Source organism: Microbacterium sp. LMC-P-041, assembly GCF_030209555.1.
GTDB lineage: Bacteria > Actinomycetota > Actinomycetes > Actinomycetales > Microbacteriaceae > Microbacterium.
This window is the reverse complement of record NZ_JARVRV010000001.1, coordinates 330932-353400: the sequence shown is the minus strand read 5'-3', so window position 1 is coordinate 353400 and position 22469 is coordinate 330932. Positions and strand designations below refer to the sequence as shown.

The 22469-nt window shown below is 67.8% G+C and carries 19 protein-coding genes; 13 read left to right on the top strand and 6 right to left on the bottom strand.

The window, feature by feature from the left end:
• Positions 1-5 precede the first annotated feature (5 nt).
• The 8 genes from atpA (at position 6) to QRN21_RS01705 (ending at position 9917) form a co-directional block, all read left to right on the top strand.
• Entirely contained in the window at positions 6-1646 is a 1641-nt protein-coding gene (atpA, locus tag QRN21_RS01740; protein WP_053095761.1) for a F0F1 ATP synthase subunit alpha, read from the top strand.
• Positions 1647-1666: 20 nt separating this feature from the next.
• Positions 1667-2566, top strand: coding sequence for a F0F1 ATP synthase subunit gamma (locus QRN21_RS01735; RefSeq protein ID WP_053095762.1), 900 nt, complete (start codon positions 1667-1669; stop codon positions 2564-2566).
• A gap of 23 nt (positions 2567-2589) precedes the next feature.
• Entirely contained in the window at positions 2590-4044 is a 1455-nt protein-coding gene (gene atpD, locus QRN21_RS01730) for a F0F1 ATP synthase subunit beta (protein ID WP_053095763.1), read from the top strand.
• Between the two features lie 2 nt (positions 4045-4046).
• Positions 4047-4307: a F0F1 ATP synthase subunit epsilon gene (locus QRN21_RS01725; RefSeq protein ID WP_053095764.1), complete on the top strand. Its 261-nt coding sequence runs from the start codon at positions 4047-4049 to the stop codon at positions 4305-4307.
• 72 nt (positions 4308-4379) lie between these two features.
• On the top strand, positions 4380-5126 hold the full coding sequence (locus QRN21_RS01720; RefSeq protein WP_285362991.1) for a YaaA family protein: 747 nt from the start codon (positions 4380-4382) through the stop codon (positions 5124-5126).
• A 118-nt stretch (positions 5127-5244) separates the two neighbouring features.
• The gene (locus QRN21_RS01715; protein ID WP_157538147.1) at positions 5245-6024 is read left to right on the top strand and encodes a DUF5684 domain-containing protein; all 780 of its coding nucleotides are present in this window, start codon (positions 5245-5247) and stop codon (positions 6022-6024) included.
• 242 nt (positions 6025-6266) lie between these two features.
• Entirely contained in the window at positions 6267-7085 is an 819-nt protein-coding gene (locus tag QRN21_RS01710) for a PP2C family protein-serine/threonine phosphatase (protein ID WP_053095767.1), read from the top strand.
• A 57-nt stretch (positions 7086-7142) separates the two neighbouring features.
• Positions 7143-9917, top strand: coding sequence for an FtsK/SpoIIIE domain-containing protein (locus QRN21_RS01705; protein ID WP_285362990.1), 2775 nt, complete (start codon positions 7143-7145; stop codon positions 9915-9917).
• 19 nt (positions 9918-9936) lie between these two features.
• Here the strand turns inward: QRN21_RS01705 and QRN21_RS01700 are convergent, their stop codons facing one another.
• On the bottom strand, positions 9937-10932 hold the full coding sequence (locus tag QRN21_RS01700; RefSeq protein WP_285362989.1) for an asparaginase: 996 nt from the start codon (positions 10930-10932) through the stop codon (positions 9937-9939).
• 91 nt (positions 10933-11023) lie between these two features.
• On the opposite strand from QRN21_RS01700, the gene QRN21_RS01695 reads away from it, so the two are divergent.
• On the top strand, positions 11024-11518 hold the full coding sequence (locus tag QRN21_RS01695) for an OsmC family protein (protein WP_053099076.1): 495 nt from the start codon (positions 11024-11026) through the stop codon (positions 11516-11518).
• Between the two features lie 12 nt (positions 11519-11530).
• Here QRN21_RS01695 and QRN21_RS01690 read toward each other — a convergent pair whose 3' ends face one another.
• Positions 11531-12310 (bottom strand): lysophospholipid acyltransferase family protein, encoded by a 780-nt coding sequence (locus tag QRN21_RS01690; protein ID WP_053095771.1) that lies wholly within the window; start codon positions 12308-12310, stop codon positions 11531-11533.
• A gap of 123 nt (positions 12311-12433) precedes the next feature.
• Between QRN21_RS01690 and QRN21_RS01685 the strand changes: the two genes are divergently transcribed.
• Positions 12434-13423, top strand: coding sequence for an FKBP-type peptidyl-prolyl cis-trans isomerase (locus tag QRN21_RS01685; RefSeq protein WP_056278410.1), 990 nt, complete (start codon positions 12434-12436; stop codon positions 13421-13423).
• A 36-nt stretch (positions 13424-13459) separates the two neighbouring features.
• Entirely contained in the window at positions 13460-14542 is a 1083-nt protein-coding gene (gene dxr, locus QRN21_RS01680) for a 1-deoxy-D-xylulose-5-phosphate reductoisomerase (protein ID WP_072591117.1), read from the top strand.
• Between the two features lie 84 nt (positions 14543-14626).
• On the opposite strand, the gene QRN21_RS01675 is transcribed toward dxr, so the two are convergent.
• The 3 genes from QRN21_RS01675 to QRN21_RS01665 all read right to left on the bottom strand — a co-directional run bounded on the left by QRN21_RS01675 (position 14627) and on the right by QRN21_RS01665 (position 17695).
• Complete coding sequence (locus QRN21_RS01675; RefSeq protein ID WP_285362988.1) at positions 14627-16249, bottom strand: Mur ligase family protein; 1623 nt, start codon at positions 16247-16249, stop codon at positions 14627-14629.
• A gap of 89 nt (positions 16250-16338) precedes the next feature.
• Positions 16339-17034 (bottom strand): YcnI family copper-binding membrane protein, encoded by a 696-nt coding sequence (locus QRN21_RS01670; RefSeq protein ID WP_285362987.1) that lies wholly within the window; start codon positions 17032-17034, stop codon positions 16339-16341.
• Between the two features lie 88 nt (positions 17035-17122).
• Positions 17123-17695, bottom strand: coding sequence for a hypothetical protein (locus QRN21_RS01665; RefSeq protein ID WP_056278422.1), 573 nt, complete (start codon positions 17693-17695; stop codon positions 17123-17125).
• A gap of 82 nt (positions 17696-17777) precedes the next feature.
• Between QRN21_RS01665 and QRN21_RS01660 the strand changes: the two genes are divergently transcribed.
• Positions 17778-19094 (top strand): M50 family metallopeptidase, encoded by a 1317-nt coding sequence (locus QRN21_RS01660; protein WP_150115054.1) that lies wholly within the window; start codon positions 17778-17780, stop codon positions 19092-19094.
• A 43-nt stretch (positions 19095-19137) separates the two neighbouring features.
• Here QRN21_RS01660 and QRN21_RS01655 read toward each other — a convergent pair whose 3' ends face one another.
• On the bottom strand, positions 19138-21021 hold the full coding sequence (locus QRN21_RS01655) for a chorismate-binding protein (RefSeq protein ID WP_285362986.1): 1884 nt from the start codon (positions 21019-21021) through the stop codon (positions 19138-19140).
• A gap of 230 nt (positions 21022-21251) precedes the next feature.
• Between QRN21_RS01655 and ispG the strand changes: the two genes are divergently transcribed.
• Positions 21252-22403 (top strand): flavodoxin-dependent (E)-4-hydroxy-3-methylbut-2-enyl-diphosphate synthase, encoded by a 1152-nt coding sequence (gene ispG / locus QRN21_RS01650; RefSeq protein WP_187249498.1) that lies wholly within the window; start codon positions 21252-21254, stop codon positions 22401-22403.
• Positions 22404-22469: the final 66 nt, after the last annotated feature.

The following is a 22469-nucleotide window of genomic DNA, read 5'->3' as shown; positions in this document are numbered from 1 at the left end:
AGACAATGGCAGAACTATCGATCAGCCCCGACGTCATCCGTGACGCGCTGAAGGACTTCGCCGCAGCATACGAGCCCACTGGGGCCGCGGCGACCGAGGTCGGCACCGTCATCGACGCAGCCGACGGCATCGCGCATGTCGAGGGACTGCCCGGGGTGATGGCGAACGAACTCGTCACCTTCGCGGACGGCACCAAGGGTCTCGCGCTCAACCTCGACGAGCACCAGATCGGTGTCGTCGTGCTCGGCGACTTCACCGGCGTCGAGGCCGGCCAGGAAGTCACCCGCACGGGTGAGGTCCTCTCGGTTCCCGTCGGCGACGGCTACCTCGGTCGCGTCGTCGACCCGCTGGGTAACCCGATCGACGGCCTCGGCTCCATCGCCACTGAAGGCGTTCGCGAGCTCGAGCTGCAGGCACCGGGTGTCATGCAGCGCAAGTCGGTGCACGAGCCGATGCAGACCGGCATCAAGGCCATCGACGCCATGATCCCCGTCGGCCGCGGTCAGCGTCAGCTGATCATCGGTGACCGCCAGACCGGCAAGACGGCCATCGCGATCGACACGATCATCAACCAGAAGGCCAACTGGGAGTCGGGCGACGTCAACAAGCAGGTGCGCTGCATCTACGTCGCCATCGGTCAGAAGGGCTCGACCATCGCTTCGGTGAAGGGCGCGCTCGAAGAGGCCGGCGCTCTGGAGTACACCACCATCGTGGCGGCTCCGGCATCCGACCCCGCCGGTTTCAAGTACCTCGCTCCCTACACCGGTTCGGCCATCGGCCAGCACTGGATGTACGGCGGCAAGCACGTCCTCATCATCTTCGACGACCTGTCGAAGCAGGCTGAGGCCTACCGTGCGGTGTCGCTTCTCCTCCGTCGTCCGCCGGGCCGCGAGGCTTACCCGGGTGACGTCTTCTACCTGCACTCGCGTCTGCTCGAGCGTTGCGCGAAGCTGTCAGACGAGCTCGGCGCAGGTTCGATGACCGGTCTCCCGATCATCGAGACCAAGGCGAACGACGTCTCGGCATACATTCCGACCAACGTGATCTCGATCACCGACGGCCAGATCTTCCTCCAGTCCGACCTCTTCAACGCCAACCAGCGTCCGGCGGTCGACGTGGGTATCTCGGTGTCGCGAGTCGGTGGTGACGCTCAGGTCAAGTCGATCAAGAAGGTCTCCGGAACGTTGAAGCTGGAGCTCGCGCAGTACCGCTCCCTCGAGGCGTTCGCGATGTTCGCATCCGACCTCGACGCGGCTTCGCGTCGTCAGCTCTCCCGTGGAGCGCGCCTGACGGAGCTGCTCAAGCAGCCTCAGTACTCGCCGTACCCCGTCGAGGAGCAGGTCGTCTCGATCTGGGCCGGAACGAAGGGCAAGCTCGACACCCTCGAGGTCTCGGACGTTCTTCGCTTCGAGCGCGAGCTGCTCGACTACCTGCGTCGCAACACGAAGGTGCTCGAGACCCTGCGCGAGACCAACGTCCTCGATGACGACACCGTCGCCGAGCTCGACAAGCACACCGACGCTTTCCTTCTGGAGTTCCAGGGTGGCAAGGGGCAGGCCATCGGCGCCCCGGGTCACGAGGAGCACGCTGCAGCCGAGGCTGAGGACGTCAACCAGGAGAAGATCGTCAAGGGTCGTCGCGCGTAATCGCGTGAGGAACTGATTTCATGGGCGCTCAACTCAGGGTCTACAAGCAGAAGATCTCTTCTGCTCAGACGACCAAGAAGATCACGAAGGCGATGGAACTCATCGCGGCTTCGCGCATCCAGAAGGCGATGGCACGCGTCAAAGCGTCCAGCCCCTTCGCGCGGGCCGTGACGAGGGCCGTGTCCGCCGTCGCGACGCACTCGAACGTCGACCACCCGCTCACCCGCGAGCCCGAGACGATCCGCCGCTCTGCGGTCGTGATCTTCTCGTCGGACCGCGGTCTCGCCGGAGCCTTCAACTCGCAGATCCTCCGTGAGGGTCTCGAGGTGGCGGAGCTCCTGCGGGGGCAGGGCAAGGAGCCGGTGTTCTACCTCGTCGGACGCAAGGCCGTCGGCTACTTCCAGTTCCGCCGCATCGCGGCTGCTGCGGAGTGGACGGGCGACACCGACACCCCGTCGTTCCACACGGCGGAGGAGATCTCGGCCACGCTGCTCGAGGACTTCTCGCGCGGTGCGGATGAGGGTGGCGTCGACGAGATCCACCTCGTGTACAACCGCTTCGTCAGCATGATGACGCAGTCGCCGGAATCCGTGCGACTGCTCCCGCTGGAGATCGCGGAAGCCGATGACTCGGAAGCGGGCAGCGCCGTCTACCCGCTGTACGAGTTCGAGCCGGATGCCGAGACAGTCCTCGACGCGATCCTGCCGGTGTACATCCAGAGCCGCGTCTTCAACGCTCTCCTGCAGTCGTCTGCCGCCAAGCAGGCCGCCACGCAGAAGGCGATGAAGTCGGCCAGCGACAACGCCGACAAGCTCATCACCGACTACACCCGTCTGCGCAACAACGCGCGTCAGGCGGAGATCACGCAGCAGATCGCGGAGATCGTCGGCGGCGCCGACGCACTCTCGTCGAGCAAATAGACCATCAGGAAAGAGACGAAGAAATGACCCCCACCGCTACGGCTGACCAGCCGGCGACCGCGGTCGTCGGGCGCGTCGCGCGCGTCAACGGTCCGGTTGTCGACATCGAGTTCCCGCACGACTCGATCCCCGACATCTACAACGCTCTGAAGACCACCATCGTCATCGGCGAGGAGTCCACGGAGATCACCCTCGAGGTCGCTCAGCACCTCGGCGACGACCTCGTTCGCGCCATCGCGCTGAAGCCCACCGACGGCATCGTCCGCGGCCAGGAAGTCCGCGACACGGGCGAGGCCATCTCGGTCCCGGTCGGCGACGTCACCAAGGGCAAGGTCTTCAACGTGATCGGCGAGGTCCTGAACCTCGAGCCCGGCGAGACCATCGAGGTCACCGAGCGCTGGCCGATCCACCGCAAGGCTCCCAACTTCGACCAGCTCGAGTCGAAGACCACGATGTTCGAGACCGGCATCAAGTCGATCGACCTCCTCACGCCGTACGTGCTGGGTGGAAAGATCGGTCTGTTCGGTGGAGCCGGTGTCGGCAAGACCGTCCTCATCCAGGAGATGATCCAGCGCGTCGCGCAGGACCACGGTGGAGTCTCGGTGTTCGCCGGTGTCGGTGAGCGCACCCGTGAGGGCAACGACCTCATCCACGAGATGGAAGAGGCGGGTGTCTTCGATAAGACGGCCCTCGTCTTCGGCCAGATGGACGAGCCGCCGGGAACGCGTCTGCGCGTCGCCCTCTCGGCTCTGACGATGGCGGAGTACTTCCGTGACGTGCAGAAGCAAGACGTGCTGCTCTTCATCGACAACATCTTCCGCTTCACGCAGGCCGGTTCCGAGGTCTCCACGCTGCTGGGCCGCATGCCCTCCGCCGTGGGTTACCAGCCGAACCTCGCCGACGAGATGGGCCTCCTGCAGGAGCGCATCACGTCGACGCGTGGCCACTCGATCACCTCGCTGCAGGCGATCTACGTGCCCGCCGATGACTACACCGACCCGGCACCGGCGACCACGTTCGCCCACCTCGACGCCACCACGGAGCTCTCGCGTGAGATCGCGTCGAAGGGTCTGTACCCGGCCATCGACCCGCTGACCTCGACGTCGCGCATCATGGACCCCCGCTACTTGGGCGAGGACCACTACCGCGTCGCCACCACGGTCAAGCAGATCCTCCAGAAGAACAAGGAACTGCAGGAGATCATCGCCATCCTCGGTGTCGACGAGCTCTCCGAAGAGGACAAGATCGTCGTGTCTCGTGCACGTCGTATCCAGCAGTTCCTCTCGCAGAACACCTACATGGCCAAGAAGTTCACGGGTGTCGAGGGTTCGACCGTCCCGCTCAAGGAGACCATCGAGTCGTTCGATGCGATCGCCCGCGGTGACTTCGACCACGTCGCCGAGCAGGCCTTCTTCAACGTCGGTGGCATCTCCGATGTCGAAGAGCAGTGGGCGAAGATCCAGAAGGAGAACGGCTGATCATGGCATTGCATGTCAGCCTCGTCTCCGCGGATGCGGAGGTCTGGACGGGAGAGGCGAGCCTCGTGGTCGCCAAGACCGTCGAGGGTGAGATCGGATTCATGGCCGGCCACGAGCCGGTCCTGGCGATCCTCGCCCAGGGCGAGGTCCGGATCACGCAGACGGATGGCACCAAGGTGCTCGCCAACGCGCAGGACGGATTCCTCTCGATGGAGAGCGACGTCCTGACGATCGTGGCAGGCAACGCGGCTCTCATCGCCTGATCAGTCCCAGTTCCTCGCGTCCGCCTCGGCCCTCAGTGGGTCGGGGCGGACGCGTCTGTATCCCGAGGTCTCATGAAGATTCTGCTGCCCCCGTCGGAGACCAAGCGACCCGGAGGACGCGATGCGCCTCTCGACGAGAGCTCGCTGGCGCTCCCCGGTCTGGTCGCTGAGCGCCGAGCGGTGATCGATGCGCTCATCGATCTGGCGCACGACGAGGAAGCAGCGCGCAGAGTGCTGAAGCTGAGCCCCAAGCAGGCAGGCGATGTCGAGCACAATCGGATGCTGCGCTCGGCCGCGACGATGCCGGCGGTCGACCGTTACACGGGCGTTCTGTACGACGCTCTCGACGCGGGCAGTCTCGACCCCACGTCTCGTCGCTGGCTCGGTTCGCACGTCTGGATCCACTCGGCGCCGCTGGGGCCGATCGGGGCGCTCGATCTCATTCCGCCGTATCGGCTCGCTGCCGGGACCTCAGTGCCGGGCCTGGCTGCGCTGCGCAGGCACTGGGCAGACGCGACCACGGCGGCCATAGTGGGGGAGGACCCCGACTTCATTCTCGATCTGCGCAGTGAGGCCTACGTCGCGCTCGGCCCCGTGCCGGACTCCGTGCCCTCCGCTTACGTGCGGGTCGTCACCGAGCACGGACGGGCTCTCAATCACTTCAACAAGAAGTCCAAGGGTCTTCTCGTGCGCGCCCTGGCGGAGGACCGCCCGAGAGTTCGGTCGCTTCGCACGCTTCGGACATGGGCGGCGGGGAGGGGTCTCGTCCTTCGACCGACCGACGACCGCGGTGTCGAGGAGCTCGTCGTCGCGGAATGACGGTGCATGACGGGCAGTGCGCTGTCTCCGCGTGTGTCGTTGCCCCGAATATCGGCACACCGATATGGTGGGTCTCGCGGCGCGCACAGCGTCCGCTCCATCGGATCCGGAGGGGATCATGTACAACGACTATTACGACAACGGGGCGGCTATCGCCGGTCTGTTCGTCGTCTTCTTGATCAGTCTGCTCTTCGCGCTGGCGTTCTATGTGATCTCGTCGATCTTCCTCATGAAGATCTTCGAAAAGGCTGGCGTCCAGGGCAAGTGGCGCGCGTGGGTGCCGGTGTACAACACGATGATCTTCGCGAAGCTGGGTGACATCTCGCCGTGGGTCGTCCTCATCGGCATCGGTCTCTCGTTCATTCCGTACCTCAACTTCCTGACCGGCATCGCTCTCGCCGTGGTGCTCGCTCTGGCCGCATGGCGGGTCGGACTGAAGCTGCAGAAGGATGCCGTCTGGGTGGTCCTGTTCGTTCTGCTCTCGATCGTCTGGTACGGCATCAACGCGTTCGACAAGTCGCGCTGGAACCCGAACATCGTTCCCGCACCGTGGGCAGGAAACAGCTTCCTCGCCGATTCCACCGTCTGGGATGGCGTTCCTGTGCAGCCGCGTCCGGCAGCAGGTCCCGGCTACGGCGCTCCGCAGGGCTACGGCGCTCCTCAGCAGGGCTATGCACCCCCCGCTCCGCAGGGATACGCACCGCCCGCGCAGCCCGGCTACGCTCCGCCCGCGCAGCCCGGTTACGCTCCGCCCGCGGCCCCGTCGACCACCGGTGCTCCGCCGGCTGCTCCGTCGACGCCGCCCACGGCACCGCCCACCGCTCCGCCGGCTCCGCCCGCAGCGCCTCCGGCCGCTCCGCAGGTTCCGCCCACGGATCCCACGCAGCCTCCGGCCTGATCGCAGACCGCACAGAGCCCTCGACTTCGGTCGGGGGCTCTGTGCTGTATGGGGCGCTCGCGGCGTGGTGAAGAGCAACGGTGGAAGACGATAACGTGGAGGCATGCTCATGTCGCAGCCCAGAGTCGGCGCCGCAGGACTCCGCGTGATGGCCGGGGGTGCGCGTGCGGCCGTCGCGGCGTCCACTACGATATGTGAGTGTCCTGGGGTAGCCCGAACCGCAGGAAATCCGGAGGCGACGAGTGGCTGAGACGACGACGAAGACGCGCCGCGTCACGGTTGCGCAGCGTCAGCTGCTCCTTTCCTGGGCAGGCGTCACCGACGTGGGTCGGCGACGTGAGACGAACCAGGACGCGTTCTTCGCGGACTATCCGCTCTTCATCGTCGCGGATGGCATGGGTGGCCATGCGGGCGGCGAGATCGCGAGCCGCAGCACGGTGAAGCGGCTCGACGCCGTGGTCGCTGCCGGCGCGGTCGATCGCGGCGCAATCGAGGGTGCGTTGGAGATGGCGGTGGCCGACATCGCCGACCATCCGGAGACCACGGACGAGGGTACAGGGACGACGCTCACCGGAGTCTTCCTCGAGTTCGAGGGCGACGAGCCGCATTGGACGTCGCTCAACATCGGCGACTCGCGCGTGTACCTCCTCAGGGACGACCGCCTGGTTCAGATCACCACCGACCACTCGGTCGTGCAGGAGCTCATCGCGGCAGGCAAGATCAGCCCTGAAGAGGCCGAAGGTCATCCGTACAGCAACGTGATCACACGAGCGGTCGGGGCGAGCGAGCTCACCGCTCCCGACTACGTCACGCTCGATGTGCGCCCGGGAGATCGTTTCGTGATCTGCTCTGATGGACTCACGAAGGAGCTGACCGACTACGGCATCCAGCATTTCCTCCGCGAGAACGCCGATCCGGCTGCCGCCGTCGATGCGATGCTCGCTGCGGCACTCGAGAATGGCGGTCGCGACAACGTGACGCTCGTCATCGTGCAGATCGCGGACGAGTCGCCCTCGGTGCCGGACGAGTCCTCCTCCACAACGGACGAGTCCTCCGTCTGACGTCCTTTCCCTGTGGAGGGCTGCTTCTGAGGCCCGCGTGTGCGGTCGACTGGGGGCATGGACTCTCTTCCGATCGCGATCCCTGCCGCCCCCGCACCGGCTCGTAGGCCCCCGACACCGTTCGTCGCGGCACTCGTCCCCGTGGCCGCTGGGGTGGTTCTCTGGCTCGTCACCGGGTCGCTGTTCTCCCTGTGCTTCGCGGTTCTGGGTCCCCTGATGATCATCGCTTCGCTGATCGACGGGTCGAGATCCCGACGCAAGGCATCGCGGGTGGCTGCGACCGACAGCGAGGCTGCGTGGTCGCTCGTCGAAGCTCAGTTGACGCAGCTTCACGATGATGAGCGTCAGCTGCGGTGGCATCGACATCCCGACGCAGCAGCAGGCCTGGCGCAGCCGCCGCTGCGCGGCCTCGATCCACCCGCCGCCGCCACTCAGGTCGTCGTCGGCAGCGGTACCGGCGTCAGCGGCGTGCGCGCTTCGGGCGGGGATGGGGAGCGCGAACGGGACTTCCGGATGCGATGCGCGAGGGTCGAGCGGGTGCCGGTGACGGTGCCCCTCAGCGGCGGCATCGGACTGCGCGGCTCGTATCCGCTCGTCGCCGCCGCGACGAGAGCGCTCGTGGTGCAGCTGTGTCTCAGATTCGGCGCCGCCCAGATGTCCATCATCGGCTGCCGTCTTGAAGAGCTGGGGCTCGCGGGGTTCCCGCAGGCCCACGCCGCGCGGCGCGGCTCGTTCCGGGTGGCCGTGGTGCAGGGCGCTGATCCTCGACCGGCGGCCGACGCCGTGATATGGCTGCTGGATCGGGATGACGATGTTCCGGAGGGGATAACGACCGTCATCGATGTCACCGAGCCGCACCGGGCGCGCGTCCGCACGGCGCAGGGCATCGTCGAGGTCGACGCCGAGTGCATGTCCCGGGATCAGACGATCGCGATCGGGGTCAGTCGCACAGGAGAGGGAGAGGAACTCGATTCTGTCCCCGCGTCGGTGGCGCTCAGCGACCTGCTGCAGCCGGAATCGCTCGTCGGTCTGCCGGCCGCAATCGGCCGTGGTGAGCGGGAGGACATGCTCCTCGACATCGTCGATGACGGGCCGCACGCCATCGTGACCGGCACGACCGGAACGGGCAAGAGCGAGCTGCTGGTCTCGTGGGTGACGGCCATGGCGAGCCGCCATGGACCCGATCGAGTGACATTCGTCCTCGCCGATTTCAAAGGCGGCACAGCCTTCGAACCGCTTCGGATGCTCCCGCAGGTGGCTGCAGTGATCACGGACCTCGATGAGGAGGGGGCGCGGAGGGGCGTCTCCAGCCTGACCGCCGAGCTGCGGCGCCGCGAGTCGGTCCTCGCCGAGGCCGGCGCACGAGACGTCCGTGAGGTCGGCATGGCGAGGCTGGTCATCGTGGTCGACGAGTTCGCCGCGCTGCTCCAGGATCATCCGGACCTCGGGGCTGTGTTCACGGACATCGCCGCTCGGGGAAGGGCGCTGGGCATGCACCTCGTCCTCGGGACGCAGCGCGCGTCAGGCGTGATCCGCGATGCGTTGGCGGCGAACTGTCCGCTGAGAGTGAGCCTGCGTGTTGCGGACGCCGCCGACAGTCGGGCCGTCATCGGTGCCGACGACGCGGCTGAGCTCCCGGGCGGCGTCGAGTCGAGGGGCGTGGCTCTGGTTCGGCGCCCGCAGGACGCTGCGCCGATCGCGATGCGAGTAGCGCTGACCGGCGTCGCCGATCTCAGGGCGATCGCGCTGAGATGGGCTGACGCCGACATTCCGGGCAGCCCGTGGCTGCCGGTGCTGCCGCGGATGCTTCCTCTCGCGGAGCTTCAGGCTGAGACACGCAAGGAGGGCGAAGTCATCCTGGGCCGCGCGGACGATCCGCAACGTCAGGAGCAGCCACTCGAGCGGCTGTCGATCGGATCCGATCGAGGAATCGCCTTCCTCGGAGGACCCGAGTCGGGGCGCAGCTCGGCCTTGCGTGCGCTCGCCAAGCAGCATGGGCATCCACTGTGGATACCGACCGATCCAGAGCATTCGTGGGACGCCGTCGTGGCTCGGGCGGAAGGGGGAGTTCCGCGCGGAGGGCTCGTGCTGTGCGACGACATCGACGTCCGGATCGGCGAGCTGCCCGTCGAGTACGGCCAACAGCTGGCGCAGCTCTGGGAGCAGATCCTCCGCAACGGGGCCGGAGCCACGATCGCGATCACGGCGACGAGAGCATCGGGGCCTGTCGGGCGGCTTCTCGATGCGCTGCCGCGTCGGGGTTTGCTCAGGATGCCGAGTCGGGTCGATCACCTGGCTGCGGGTGGGGACTCCGCAGGTTTCGATCCGCAGCGCGGTCCGGGACGGATGCGGATGGGTGATCGGGAGATCCAACTGGTCTGGGTCCCTGAGGAGCGACTGCGGTCGTCGGGTTCATCCAGTGGCACCTCTCGATATCGGGAACGGGAAAGTGACGGCTGGGCTCCGCGGCGTGCCCTCACGGCGCTCATCACGCCGGGGGTGTCTGCGGTGGCGGAGTCAGTGGCGGCTGCGTATCCCGACTGCGACGTCGTCACTCTGAGCGGCGAACCGCGCGATGCTCAGGCAACCACGCGTCCCACCGTCGTGCTCGGCGATGCAGACGCGTGGCAGCGCAGTTGGACGCTGTGGCAGCGGGTGCGTCGAGAGGGCGAAGTGCTCATCCGCGCGGAGAATGCCGCGGAGCTGCGGCAGCTCGCCGGTGTGCGAGAGCTCCCGCCGTATTCGCGACCGCATGCGGGCCGGGCGTGGTCGCTGGTCGGCGACTCCGGGCCCCGACGAATCGTGATCCCGGCACTCGCGCCCCGGCGATGAGAAGCGTGTCGTCTCCTGGTCAGATGGCACTGCCGGGACGAACGGCTCCGACCGTCGCCCCACCGCCGAGCACCTCGAGAGGCAGCGCGGCGGCGAGTGTCGCCACGTCCGAATCGGTGAGCCCGCCTGCGCGCGCCAGCAGAGTTGCCGCCACGATGGTCGACGCGCGCGCCCCGCCGTCGAGCATCTTCAGCGCGACGGTCGTGCCGTTGGGGGCGACCATGACCATGATCCCTTCGGCACCGCCCTTCGCGAAGACGCCGAGCGTCTGGATCGCGATGGTGTCCGGGCGCCCCGGGCCGTCGATCGTCCACGGGTGTTCACGCACCGCACGCACCAGCGAGCCGGCCACCCGGTGCAGGGCGAAGGGCGAGCGGTCCGAGGCGGTGCCGATCCGGTGGATCGATCGGGCGAGGCCCGTCAGTGTGATCGCGTATACCGGGGCGCCGCAGCCGTCGATGGCCGTGTGAGCGACCTTCTCGCCGGTGAGACGCTCGATCACGTCGCGGATGTGCAGCTGAAGGGGATGCGCCGGGTCCAGGTAGCTGTCGGTCGGCCAGCCCGTCGCGACGCAGGCACGCAGCATGGCCGCGTGCTTGCCCGAGCAGTTCATGCGGATACGTGTCTGTGCGCCGTGTTCGCGCACGAGCTCGTCGCGAGCGGCGGTGTCGCCCGGCCACGCCGGCGGGCAGCCCAGGTGGTCCTCGGTGAGACCGCCCTCGGTGAGCACGTCGCGAACCACGGAGGCATGACGATCCGTGCCGCTGTGGCTCGCGGTCGACATGGCGAGCTGCTCGTCCTCGAGAGCGGCACCCGCGGTGATGCACGCCACGGCCTGCAGCGGCTTGAGGCTCGAGCGCGGAAGTATCAGGGCGTCGGCGTTGCCGTATCGAGCGACGACGTCGCCGTCGGGTGAGAGGACCACCGCCGCCCCCGCGTGGCGGGACTCGATGAACCCGCTGCGTTCGACGACGGCGAGTTCCACGGCATCTTGAACGGTGAGAGTCTCCAGCACCTCCCCAGGATATCGTCGGATGGGTGTCGACCGTGCCACCGGCACATCGTCCGGCACATCGTCCGGCAGAGTCGAGTGGCAGACTGTCGATATGGCAGATCGACTCGCGCCGCTCGGCGAGCACCGTTACTCACTCACCTCGACCTGGACCGGAAACTCTGGCACCGGCACCAGCGGCTACCGCGAGTATCGACGCGATGTCACGCTCGAGGTCGACGGCAAGCCCGACATCCTGGCCTCAGCCGATAAGCCGTTCCGTGGCGATCCGTCCCGGTGGAACCCTGAGGATCTGCTCCTCGCCTCCCTGTCGCAGTGCCATCTGCTCTCGTATCTGCACGCGTGCGTGACGGCTGGCGTCGTCGTCGTCTCCTACCGCGATACGGCCTCCGGCATGATGCGAGAGGACGGGCGCGGCGGCGGCGCGTTCGTCGAGGTGATGCTGCGGCCCGAGGTCGTCGTCGCGGACGCCTCGATGAGAGAGGCGGCCGAACGTGCCCATGCCCAGGCGAACGCATGGTGCTTCATCGCGAATTCGATGAACTTCCCCGTGCGGCACGAAGCCTCGGTCCGCGCCGAGCAGAGCTGAGCGGCGGCGGCGTCAGCGGCGCTCGTGGGGCAGCGCCTGCTTGATCTTCTCGATGGTGCCCTGCGCGGGAGCCTCGTTGTAGGCGTCCGCCAGTTCCTGCCCGGACAGGGCATGGATCGCGGCCATGATCTCGTCCGTCGCGAGTCTGCGGGCGCGCCCGCTCGTGGCGGGTCCGTGGGGCGAGAGGTCGAGAGGTTCGCCGAAGCGCACGGTGATGCGCTCCTTCAGGGTCGGCATCTTGGCGCCGACGGGCATCACCTTGTCCGTGCCGACGAGGCCGACCGGCACGACCGGCGCACCGGTCTGCAGGGCGAGGAACGCCACGCCGGTGCGTCCCTTGTAGAGGCGTCCGTCCGTCGAGCGCGTGCCCTCCGGGTAGAGGGCGACAGCGAGGCCCTCATCGAGAAGCTGACGCTGCACGTCGAGTGCGTCGAGGGCGGCCTTCCCCGCTCCACGGCGGACCGAGATCGCCCCGATGGACTCGAAGAACGTCTTGCTGAGCCAGCCCTTGAATCCAGGGCCCTCGAAATACGTGGACTTCGCGAGGAAGTGCACGGGCCTCGGTGCGGCGACCGGGATCGCGATCGAGTCGATGAACGACAGGTGGTTGCTCGCGAAGATGACCGGGCCGTCCTGAGGGACGTTCTCCCTGCCTTCGATGCGGGGCCGGTAGATCGTGCGCGCGAGGGGCGTGATGAGGCTACGCCCGAGCGCATAGGCGAAGCCGGCGTGTCGAGGCTTCTCAGTCTCTGCGGGCGAAGTTTCGGGCTCCACGGACTGCTCTGACGTCATCAGAGCAGATTACCCCGGCGATCATGCCCCAGTGGGAATGAAGCGCCGGAGCGAGTCTCCCAGCATCGGCAAAGGGGTATGGGGGATGATGGGGTGTCCCGCCCGCGATCCTGAGGTTCCACTGTGCGCAAGCGTCCGCTTATCGTCCTGTCCACCGTCGCCGCGGCGACCCTTCTGCTGGCCGGGTGCGCCGGAGGCTCGGACCCCGAGTCCACGAGCACTCCTGACCCTGCCGCCGAGACCTCCTGCCTGGCGGACATCGCGTCGGGCGCCGGCTCCGATGCCGTGACCGTCGAGGGATCCGGGGCAGACGCCAAGGTCACGGTGCCGGCGGGCACCGACCTCGCGGAGGCCGAGCGCTCGGTCGTCGTCGAGGGTGACGGCGATGACGTCATGCCCGGCGATCTCGTGTCTCTGCGCTACCAGCTCATCGACGCCACCACCAACGAGGTGCTCAGTACCTCGGAGCGGGGCCCCGACGGGGTACTGTCAGCCCTGCTCGCGGTGCAGCAGCCTCAGCAGATCGTCGACCCGACGCAGTCCACGGTGTTCACGGTGGCGGCCGAGTGCCTCCCGATCGGTTCGAGTGTCGTGCTGACGCTCCCCGCCGCGCAGGAGGGCATGAACCCGAGCGTCCTCTACGTCGAGACGATCGAACAGCTTCCTACGACCGCATCCGGCTCTGATGTCGACGCGACCGAAGGCATGCCGACCGTGAAGCTCGACGACGAGGGCTCGCCGACGATCACGCTCCCGGACTCCGATGCTCCCGCCGAGACGGAGGTGGCCGTCCTCAAGCAGGGCGACGGCGCCGTCGTCGGCGCAGGCGACCTGGTCACTGTGCAGTACCGCGGTGTGAAGTGGTCGGACGGCTCGGAGTTCGACTCCAGCTGGAGCCGGGATGCAGCTCCCTCGCAGTTCCAGACCAGCGGTGTCGTGACGGGCTTCAAGATGGCACTCGAGGGCCAGAAGGTCGGTTCGCAGGTCATCGTCACCATGCCTCCGAAGGATGGCTATGGCGAGGGCGAGATCAACGACACCGATCTGACCGGCGAGACCCTGGTCTTCGTCGTCGACATCCTCGCGACCACGCCGATCGAACAGGCCCAGTAAGACGGAGGGGTCGAGGGCTTGCCATAGGCTGGCGGCATGCGTCGCATCATCGTCCTCGGCTCCACCGGCTCCATCGGCACACAGGCGCTCGACGTCATCCGGGCGAATCCACGTCGCTTCGAACTCGTCGGGCTCGCGGCCGGAACGAATGCCGAGATGCTCGCAGAGCAGGCTGCCGCTTTCGGGGTCGAGAACATCGCGCTCGGCGCGACCGAGGCCGAGCAGCTCGTGCGTGACGTCGAGGCTGACGTCGTTCTCAACGCGATCACCGGATCGATCGGACTCGGCGCCACTCTCGCGGCGCTGAAGGCGGGAAGAACGCTCGCTCTCGCGAATAAGGAGTCCCTCGTCGTCGGAGGCGAGTTGGTGCGCGCAGCAGCTGCCCCTGATCAGATCGTCCCGGTCGACTCCGAGCACTCTGCGCTCGCCCAGGCGCTGCGAAGCGGCACGCACGCCGAGGTGCGCCGCCTGGTCGTGACGGCATCCGGTGGTCCGTTCCGCGGCCGTTCGCGTGATCAGATGCTCGATGTCGCGCCGCAGGAAGCGCTCGCGCACCCCACCTGGGACATGGGCCGGATGGTTACGACGAACTCCGCGACGCTCGTGAACAAGGGACTCGAGGTGATCGAGGCGCACCTGCTGTTCGATGTCGCCTACGACGACATCGAGGTCGTGGTGCACCCGCAGTCCATCGTGCATTCGATGGTCGAATTCATCGACGGCTCGACGATCGCTCAGGCGTCCCCGCCCGACATGCGTCTGCCGATCTCGCTGGGTCTCGACTGGCCGAGCCGTGTGGGCGGCGTCGGTCGCCCGCTCGACTGGACTCAGGCGACCTCCTGGACCTTCGAGCCGCTCGACAACGTCGCGTTCCCGGCGGTTGATCTCGCGAAGTCCGTCGGCCGTGCGGCTGCCACTTTCCCTGCGGTCTACAACGCGGCCAACGAGCAGGCCGTCGATGCCTTCCACGAGGGTCGCCTGCCGTTCCTCGGGATCGTCGACACGATCTCTCGGGTCGTCGACTCCCACGAGCCCCCGCAGACGCTGACGGTCGAGTCGCTGGCGGATGCCGAGGAGTGGGCGCGCCGCAAAGCCGACCAGCTCATCGCTCGAGCCTGACCGAACGGTTCTGGGCGGTATTCCGCCCATGCCGCGCGGTCGACCCGGGCGCGGATGCGGTCGTCGACGGCATCCGCTCCCGGTTCAGTCCTCGTCCGGGTAGGGGACCGGCCAGTGCGAATCGGGCACGGGCCATCCGGCTGCTCGGAGGGCACGACGCGCCAGCTCGCGGGCCGAGTACGGCGTGCGAACGCCCCGGATGTCGCGATAGTCCTGGTGGCCGGGTCCCGCCCACAGGATCGAGTCGCCTTCGCCGACTAAGCCCACGGCCGCCACGATGGCCGTCTCGGGAGGCGAGTATTCGTGGATCTGCGCGTCCGGGCGCGCTGCGCGTGCGCCGGCCACGAGAGTGGCTCTGATCGAGTCGGGGTCTTCGAAACGGGGGTGGTGGTCCGTGACGACGAGGATGTCGCTGCCCTCGACGGCCGTGCGCGCCATGTCGTAGCGCTTGCTGGCATCGCGGTCGCCATCGGCGCCGAAGAGCATCAGCACCTTGCCCGGTGTGACACGGCGGACCGCGGCGAGCGTCTTCTCGAACGCGTCGGGGGAGTGCCCGAAGTCGACGAAGACGACCGGGCCGGAGTCGCCGGAGACGAGCTGGGTGCGACCGGGAAGGTGCGCCAGAATGCCACCGTCGCGGTCGAGTGCCGTGGCGATTCGATCCCAGGCGTAGCCGCCCTCGAGCAGCATCACGATGGCGAGTGCTGCGTTCGCGGCCATGTGCGGACCGATCACGGGAACCGTCGTCGTGAGCCTGCCTGCCGGGCCGGTGAGAGTGAACGTGGTGCCGGACGCGCGTTCGTCGTCGATCGCGACGACCCAGTCGGCACGGGCCGCGGCATCGGGGTCGGCGGCGATGGAGGGCGTGCCGACGGTGACCACGGGGATCTCCGAGCGCTGAACGACCGTGGCGCCCGACGGGGAATCGAGGCATACCACTGCGCGGGTCGCTCGATCCGGACGGAAGAGCGGCAGCTTCGCCTCGAAGTACTCCTCCATGTCGACGTAGTCGTCGAGGTGGTCATGGCTGAGGTTGGTGAAGCCGGCGACGTCGAAGCGGATGCCGTCGACGCGATGACGTGAGAGCGCCTGCGCGCTGACCTCGACGGCCACGGCTTCGACATCGCGCTCGCGCATCAAGGCGAGGAGCGCGTGCATCTCGGATGCCTCAGGAGTGGTGAGTCTCGACACGATCACCTCGCCGGCGATGTGTCGTTCGGCGGTCGATGAGAGTCCGGTGACGACGCCGAGCTGGTCGAGGATGCCCTCGAGGAGGTGCGAGACACTCGTCTTGCCGTTCGTCCCGGTCGTCGCGAACAGCAGCGGGAGCGGCTCGCCTGCGCCGGTGCCGTAGACCCAGGCGCTGAGGGCGCCGAGGACTGCGCGCGGGTCGTCCACCACGAGCACGGGCAGGCCCGCGGGTTCGGCGATCTCGGCGCCGTCCGCATCCGTGATGATCGCGACGGCGCCCTTCTCCGCGGCGGTGACCGCGAAATCGGCGCCGTGGCGGTTCACGCCTCGGATCGCGACGAACGCCTCGCCGGGGCGGAGATCGGCGGTGGCCAGGGTGATGCCGGACAGGGTGACACCGGTCACCTCGCCACGGACGTCTCGTGCGAATCGAGAGGCGAGTTCGGACAGCTCACGCCGGGGCGGGTTCGCGGGGCGGAGCACGGGAGGCAGGCTCGGTTGTTGTTCAATCGACATGTCCCTTTCATGATCTCACGCCCGCGGCGCGATGACCGGGTGCGGCACGTCTCCCCGGCCGCATGCGATCGGGGAGACGTGCCGGCGCGTCACGCCGCGCGGCGGTACGCCAGTACCGAGACCACGAGCGCGGCGATGCCGGCGACGAGGCCGCCTGCGCCCAGCGCCGTGCCGACCGCATTCGCGGATCCCGCATCGTCGGTCGCGTCCGCACCGGCGGAGTCTGCATCTCCGGCATCTTCGGCAGAGTCATGCTCGCCGTGCCCGCCGGCAGCGGCCGCGGTCACCTCGACCACGGGAGCGGGCGCGTCGAGGCTGTGCGGGTCCTCGCCGTCCTCCGCGAGTTGGGTCCATTCGGTGCTGCCTTCGACGCAGGTCTGGATCACGGGGAAAGCGAGGGAAGCGGGTGTGTTCTCGTCGAGGCCGACCGCCATGCTGACCGCTCCGCGCAGGTCGTTGGGCACCGGTGTGACGGCGGTGTACGTCACGGCGCTGACGAGTCCGTCGTCGCCCTTCTCGACGTCGATCGTCCAGTCGCTGTCCATGGTGGGCGCGACCGACGCGAGCCCCTCCGGCATCGTGACCTTCAGCGAGGTGGTCGGAGAGTTCTCGCAGCCGTGCGCGAACGAGAAGGTCAGAACACCGTGGTCTCCTGCAGTCAGCTCGTCGGGGCTGACGCTGACGTGCGCGCTGGCCATGGCGGGGATGGCGAGTGCGAGGATGGCACCCCCGATGAGGCCTGCGGTGACGTTGCGACGGGTGGTGCGGGTGTTGGTGGAACGCATGGTGGTACTCCTGTGTGCTGATCTGCGGGCGCGTCGGTGTGCGCGTCGTCCGCGGGAAGGGGAAACGCCTCGGGGAGGCGATGCGAGATCAGACGAGTGCGGGAGGTCCGCGGCGGGAGACCGACGCAGCGAGAAGGTCCTGATCCGGCAGCCGGATCGAGAGTACGGGGAGCGCGGGGGGCTCGGACAGAGGGCGGAACACGGCGACCGCGTGACGAAGGCGAGCCCGCACCCATCCGGCGATGGCCCGCACCGACGATTCGCCGTGGCACAGCAGCGCAGTGGTGAGGATCGCCGCGACGACGTGGCCAATGAGCATGAGGGAGTCGGGGGCGGTCGTCGCGACCACCGGGCCCAGAGCTGCGAGATCGAGGTGGTGCTGATGTCCCGCCGGTGCCGCCGTTCCGGTCGGCGTGCCGAGCAGCTGGAACACCAGGTGGAAGAGCCCCTGGCTGATCAGCACCGTCAGAGCGATCCGCGCGCGAGACATCCCTACGCCGATGAGCAGCGCGGCGAGCGGGACCAGGAGGATCGCCACGGCGACCACGAGGAGCGGATGCGGCGCGGCCCCGCCAGCGGTGGTGTGCGATGCGGCGGCGACGAGAGTCGCAGCACCGGATGCCGTCGCTGCGCGCAGAAGTCGCAGCTGGCGGGAGGTCACGGGACAAGCCTAACCGTGCGAGGCGGTCGCCCCGTGCAGCTCTCGGGGCGTATTCCTAGGCGTCGAGCACTAGCTTGGGGGAGTGGAAGCACTGCTCTATCTGGCCGGCATCGTGTTCATGCTGATCGGCCTCGGTCTGTCGATCGGTCTGCACGAGGTCGGACATCTCCTGCCGGCCAAGCTGTTCGGCGTGCGCGTCGGCCAGTACATGATCGGCTTCGGTCCGAGGATCTGGTCCAAGCGAATCGGCGAGACCGAGTACGGGTTCAAGCTGCTGCCGCTCGGTGGGTTCATCTCGATGTCGGGGATGTACCCGGCTTCCGCCGCATCGGGGCCTGCGAAGGGCGTGTTCAGCGCTCTCGTCCAGGACGCACGGACGGCGAATGACGAGACGATCGCCGAGGGCGCTGAGGACCGCGTCTTCTACCGGCTTCCCGTGTGGAAGCGCGTCATCGTGATGCTCGGCGGTCCGCTGATGAATCTGATCCTCGCGGTCGTGATCTTCACCGTCCTCGTCTCCGGGATCGGCGTCCAGCAGGGAACCACGACGATCGCTTCGGTGAACGAGTGCGTGCTCCCCGCCGGCTCGTCGGCGACCGAATGCACGCCGGACGATCCGGCCACGCCCGCGGCAGAAGCCGGGATCCTCCCGGGCGACGTCCTCGTGTCCGTGGACGGGCAGCCGGTGTCGACGTTCGCTCAGGCGACCGCCATCGTGCAGGCGGCGCCGGGCGAGACCCTGGAAATGGTGGTGCTGCGGGACGGTGCCGAGGAGACGCTGAGCATCACGCCTATCGAAGCTGAGCGCACCATCACGGATGCGAGTGGGCAGCCCGTCCTCGACGACGACGGGCAACCCGTCGTGCGAGAGGTCGGCTACGTGGGTATGGCCGCTCAGATGGGCTTCGTGCCGCAGCCGCTCTCCGCCGGCCCCCAGATGGCCGCGGACACCGTCGCCCGCGTGGGGTCGATGATCGTCACCCTTCCCGTTCGGATCTGGGACGTGGGCGTCTCACTGGTCACCGGTTCGGAGCGGGACCCGAATGGACCCTTGAGCGTCGTCGGGGTCGGACGCATCGCCGGTGAGGTCGCAGCGACCGATGCGCCGGTCCTCAATCGGTTCTCCGTGCTTCTCGGACTTCTCGGCTCCCTGAACGTGGCCCTGTTCGTGTTCAACCTGATTCCGCTGCTGCCGCTCGACGGCGGTCATGTCGTGGTCGCCCTGTGGGACGGCATCAGGCGCGCCTGGGCGAAGCTGTTCCGCCGTCCGCCGCCCGCGCCCGTCGACGCGACCAGGCTCGTGCCGCTCACGGTCGTCGTCGCCACGCTTCTCATCGCGATGGGGGCCGTGCTGCTCCTCGCCGACGTGTTCAACCCCGTGAAGCTCTTCGGAGGTTGAGCGGCCGGTGCGGCCGATCCACCGGACTGCGCCCGGTCGAGGATCAGCTGAGCGCGTGCGTGACCAGGCGCTCGAGAGTGCGGATGCCGTCGCGGGACAGGATCGATTCCAGGTGCCCCTGCACCGACGCGAAGCGGTCGCCGCGAAGCGCATAGACGTCGCCTGATTCCGGGTCTGCCGACACCTCGACCGAGCCGATCGACGTCGTGCCCGGAGCAACCCTGGCGGTGAAGGTGTTGTAGAAGCCGATCGAGGCGTTCTCGCCGAACACGGGCACCGCCTTCTGCAGCCCCTGGTGCGGCGCCGCGAGGGGTGTCAGTTCGATGCCGAAGCGATCACTGAGGATCTGGTGGCTCAGGCACACCGCGAGCAGTGGCGCCTCGGCGTCGACACGTCGGGACACGACCTCACGCAGTCGAGTGATGCGGTCGCTCTTGACGTCACGGGGATCGCCGGGCCCCGGACCCGCGACAACGAGGTCGGCTGCATCGAGCTCCGCGTCGTCGGCGTCGCTCCAGGCGCGGATCGCGACGTCGAGTCCCAGGTGGCGCAACTGATGCGCCAGCATCGTGGTGAAACGATCCTCTGCATCGACGACGATCGCCGATCGCCCGGCGAAAGGACCGCTCAGGTCGTCGCCCTGCGGATTCAACCAGAAGTCCGCGAGCCGCGCATTGCGGGACGAGAGGAGCTCCGAGACCGCGGGGTCGTCGGCAAGCGTCTGCGGCCGACCCGGGGCGTCCGCGTCGTCGCGGGCTTCGGCGACGCGGTCTCGGTCGATCGCTCCGATCGCGCCGAGCACCCCAGCGGCCTTGCCATGCGTCTCCGACACCTCGCCGTGGGGATCCGAGTGCCGAACCAGGGTCGCACCCACCGGAACGCTGAGCGATCCGTTCTGCAGGTACACGGTTCGGATGAGGATCGGGGCGTCGAGGTCGTGACCGCCGTCGACGTTCGGAGTGAACAGTGCGGCGACGCCCGAGTAGTATCCGCGGGGCTTCTTCTCGTGCCGGCGGATCACCGCGCATGCGTTCTGCATCGGCGAGCCCGTCACCGTCGGCGCGAACATCGTCTCGCGCAGGATGTCCCGCGGGTCGAGCGTGCTGCGCCCGCGGAGCATGTACTCCGTGTGCGTGAGGCGGGACATCTCCTTCAGATGCGGGCCGGTGATGCGCCCACCGTCGGAGCAGACGGCGCTCATCATCTTGAGCTCCTCGTCCACGACCATGAAGAGCTCCTCGGTCTCCTTGGTCGACGAGAGGAAGTCCACCAGGGTGTCCCGAGTCGCTCCGCCGGCCGGGTGGCGGAAGGTGCCCGAGATCGGGTTCATGGTGACGACGCCGCCCCGCGCGACGACATGCGCCTCGGGGCTCGCGCCGACGGCGATGTGTCCGGGCGTGACGACCGCGAAGGTCCAGTAGGCGCCGCGTTCGTGCGTGAGCAGGGCGCGGAACCAGGTGAGGGCCGCCGTGCGGTCGTCGACGTCGATCTCGGCGGTGAAGTCGCGGCGGATCACGAAGTTCGCGCCCTCGCCCCGTCCGATCTCGTCGGCGATCACGGTCTCGACGATCTGGGCGTAGTCGTCGTCGGCGATGTCGAAGCCGCCGTCACGAAGGGGGACAGGGGCGGAAGGGAGTTCGGCGACCAGTTCGGAAGCCGGGAGATGCAGATGCTCGTCGACCACGATGCATCGCAGCGGCGCGCCGTCGTCCTGGGCGACGAACCCGCGCTCGCGCACCTGGCGGTACGGCACCATGGCGAAGATCTCGCGAGGGGTGCCCTCGATCGTGAGCGGGATGTCGGCGAGCAGGTCGACGTCGACGACCTCGCCTGTGAGCAGCTCGACGGTGTCGGCGCCGTCGCGGGCGATCAGCACGAACGAGGCCGTGGGATCTGCGGTGAGCTCGGCAAGACGTGAGAGGGTCATCGGTGTCTCCTGTGCGTGGCTCCGGCTCGGCTCAACGAAAAGACCGCCCCGGAGGCGGTCTGGATTCGTGGGAACGCGAACACACCGCCTAAGAGGCGGGCCACCAGGTGAAGTTCGCGAGCATGGGCTGAAAACTATCACACCGAACGCCGCGTTCCCGGTCGTATGACGCGCATCCGAGCCGGGCGACATCCAGCCTGTGTGCATTCAGGCGGCGTAGGCTGGGGGTTGTGCCAGCAGTGAATCTTGGGATGCCGAAGATCCCCGAAGTCCTCGCCCCGCGCCGCAAGTCTCGCCAGATCAAGGTGGGCAAGGTGCTCGTGGGTGGTGACGCTCCCGTCACCGTGCAGTCCATGACGACGACGAAGACGACGGACATCAACGCGACCCTCCAGCAGATCGCCGAGCTGACCGCGTCCGGATGCGAGATCGTCCGTGTCGCCGTCCCTCATCAGGACGACGCCGACGCGTTGAAGATCATCGCCATGAAGAGCCAGATCCCGGTGATCGCCGACATCCACTTCCAGCCGCGCTACATCTACACCGCCATCGATGCGGGATGCGGCGCCGTGCGTGTGAACCCCGGGAACATCCGGGAGTTCGACGGCAACGTCGGCAAGATCGCGGAGGCGGCCAAGGCCGCGGGTGTCTCTCTGCGGATCGGTGTCAATGCCGGGTCGCTCGACCGGCGCATCCTCACCAAGTACGGCAAGGCGACGGCTGAGGCCCTCGTCGAGAGTGCCGTCTGGGAGGCGTCGCTGTTCGAGGAGCACGACTTCCACGATTTCAAGATCTCGGTCAAGCACAACGACCCGATCGTCATGGTGAAGGCCTACCGCCTGCTCGCCGAGCGGGGCGACTGGCCGCTGCACCTCGGTGTGACTGAGGCCGGTCCGGCGTTCCAGGGCACGATCAAGAGCGCCACGGCGTTCGGCATCCTGCTCGGTGAGGGCATCGGAGACACCATCCGCGTCTCACTGTCCGCACCGCCGGCCGAGGAGGTCAAGGTCGGTCACCAGATCCTGCAGTCGCTGAACCTGCGAGAGCGCAAGCTCGAGATCGTCTCGTGCCCCTCGTGCGGGCGCGCGCAGGTCGACGTGTACACGCTCGCCGAGAACGTGACCGAGGGTCTCAAAGACATGACGGTGCCGCTGCGCGTCGCCGTCATGGGATGCGTCGTGAACGGTCCCGGCGAGGCGCGGGAGGCTGACCTCGGGGTCGCCTCGGGCAACGGCAAGGGACAGATCTTCGTCAAGGGCGAGGTCATCAAGACCGTGCCGGAGGCCGACATCGTCGCGACGCTCATCGAAGAGGCGAACCGCATCGCGGCCGACATGGGGCCGGAAGCGCCTCTCGGCACCGCGCAGGTCGTCACGGTCTGACCGCGGAGCGTTCCCTCGCTCGGACTCGAAAGCGGGTCCTGTCGGCGGGGACGGCGACCATCCAGC

Excerpts from the sequence above, each read along its gene's own strand:
- QRN21_RS01655 (WP_285362986.1), bottom strand. The coding sequence starts at position 21,021 with ATGACCCTCTCACGTCTTGCCGAGCTCACCGCAGATCCCACGGCCTCG.
- QRN21_RS01690 (WP_053095771.1), bottom strand. The coding sequence starts at position 12,310 with ATGACGTCAGAGCAGTCCGTGGAGCCCGAAACTTCGCCCGCAGAGACT.
- QRN21_RS01705 (WP_285362990.1), top strand. The coding sequence starts at position 7,143 with ATGGACTCTCTTCCGATCGCGATCCCTGCCGCCCCCGCACCGGCTCGT.
- atpA (WP_053095761.1), top strand. The coding sequence starts at position 6 with ATGGCAGAACTATCGATCAGCCCCGACGTCATCCGTGACGCGCTGAAG.
- atpD (WP_053095763.1), top strand. The coding sequence starts at position 2,590 with ATGACCCCCACCGCTACGGCTGACCAGCCGGCGACCGCGGTCGTCGGG.
- dxr (WP_072591117.1), top strand. The coding sequence starts at position 13,460 with ATGCGTCGCATCATCGTCCTCGGCTCCACCGGCTCCATCGGCACACAG.
- QRN21_RS01725 (WP_053095764.1), top strand. The coding sequence starts at position 4,047 with ATGGCATTGCATGTCAGCCTCGTCTCCGCGGATGCGGAGGTCTGGACG.
- QRN21_RS01735 (WP_053095762.1), top strand. The coding sequence starts at position 1,667 with ATGGGCGCTCAACTCAGGGTCTACAAGCAGAAGATCTCTTCTGCTCAG.
- QRN21_RS01715 (WP_157538147.1), top strand. The coding sequence starts at position 5,245 with ATGTACAACGACTATTACGACAACGGGGCGGCTATCGCCGGTCTGTTC.
- QRN21_RS01720 (WP_285362991.1), top strand. The coding sequence starts at position 4,380 with ATGAAGATTCTGCTGCCCCCGTCGGAGACCAAGCGACCCGGAGGACGC.
- QRN21_RS01670 (WP_285362987.1), bottom strand. The coding sequence starts at position 17,034 with ATGCGTTCCACCAACACCCGCACCACCCGTCGCAACGTCACCGCAGGC.
- QRN21_RS01695 (WP_053099076.1), top strand. The coding sequence starts at position 11,024 with ATGGCAGATCGACTCGCGCCGCTCGGCGAGCACCGTTACTCACTCACC.
- QRN21_RS01675 (WP_285362988.1), bottom strand. The coding sequence starts at position 16,249 with ATGTCGATTGAACAACAACCGAGCCTGCCTCCCGTGCTCCGCCCCGCG.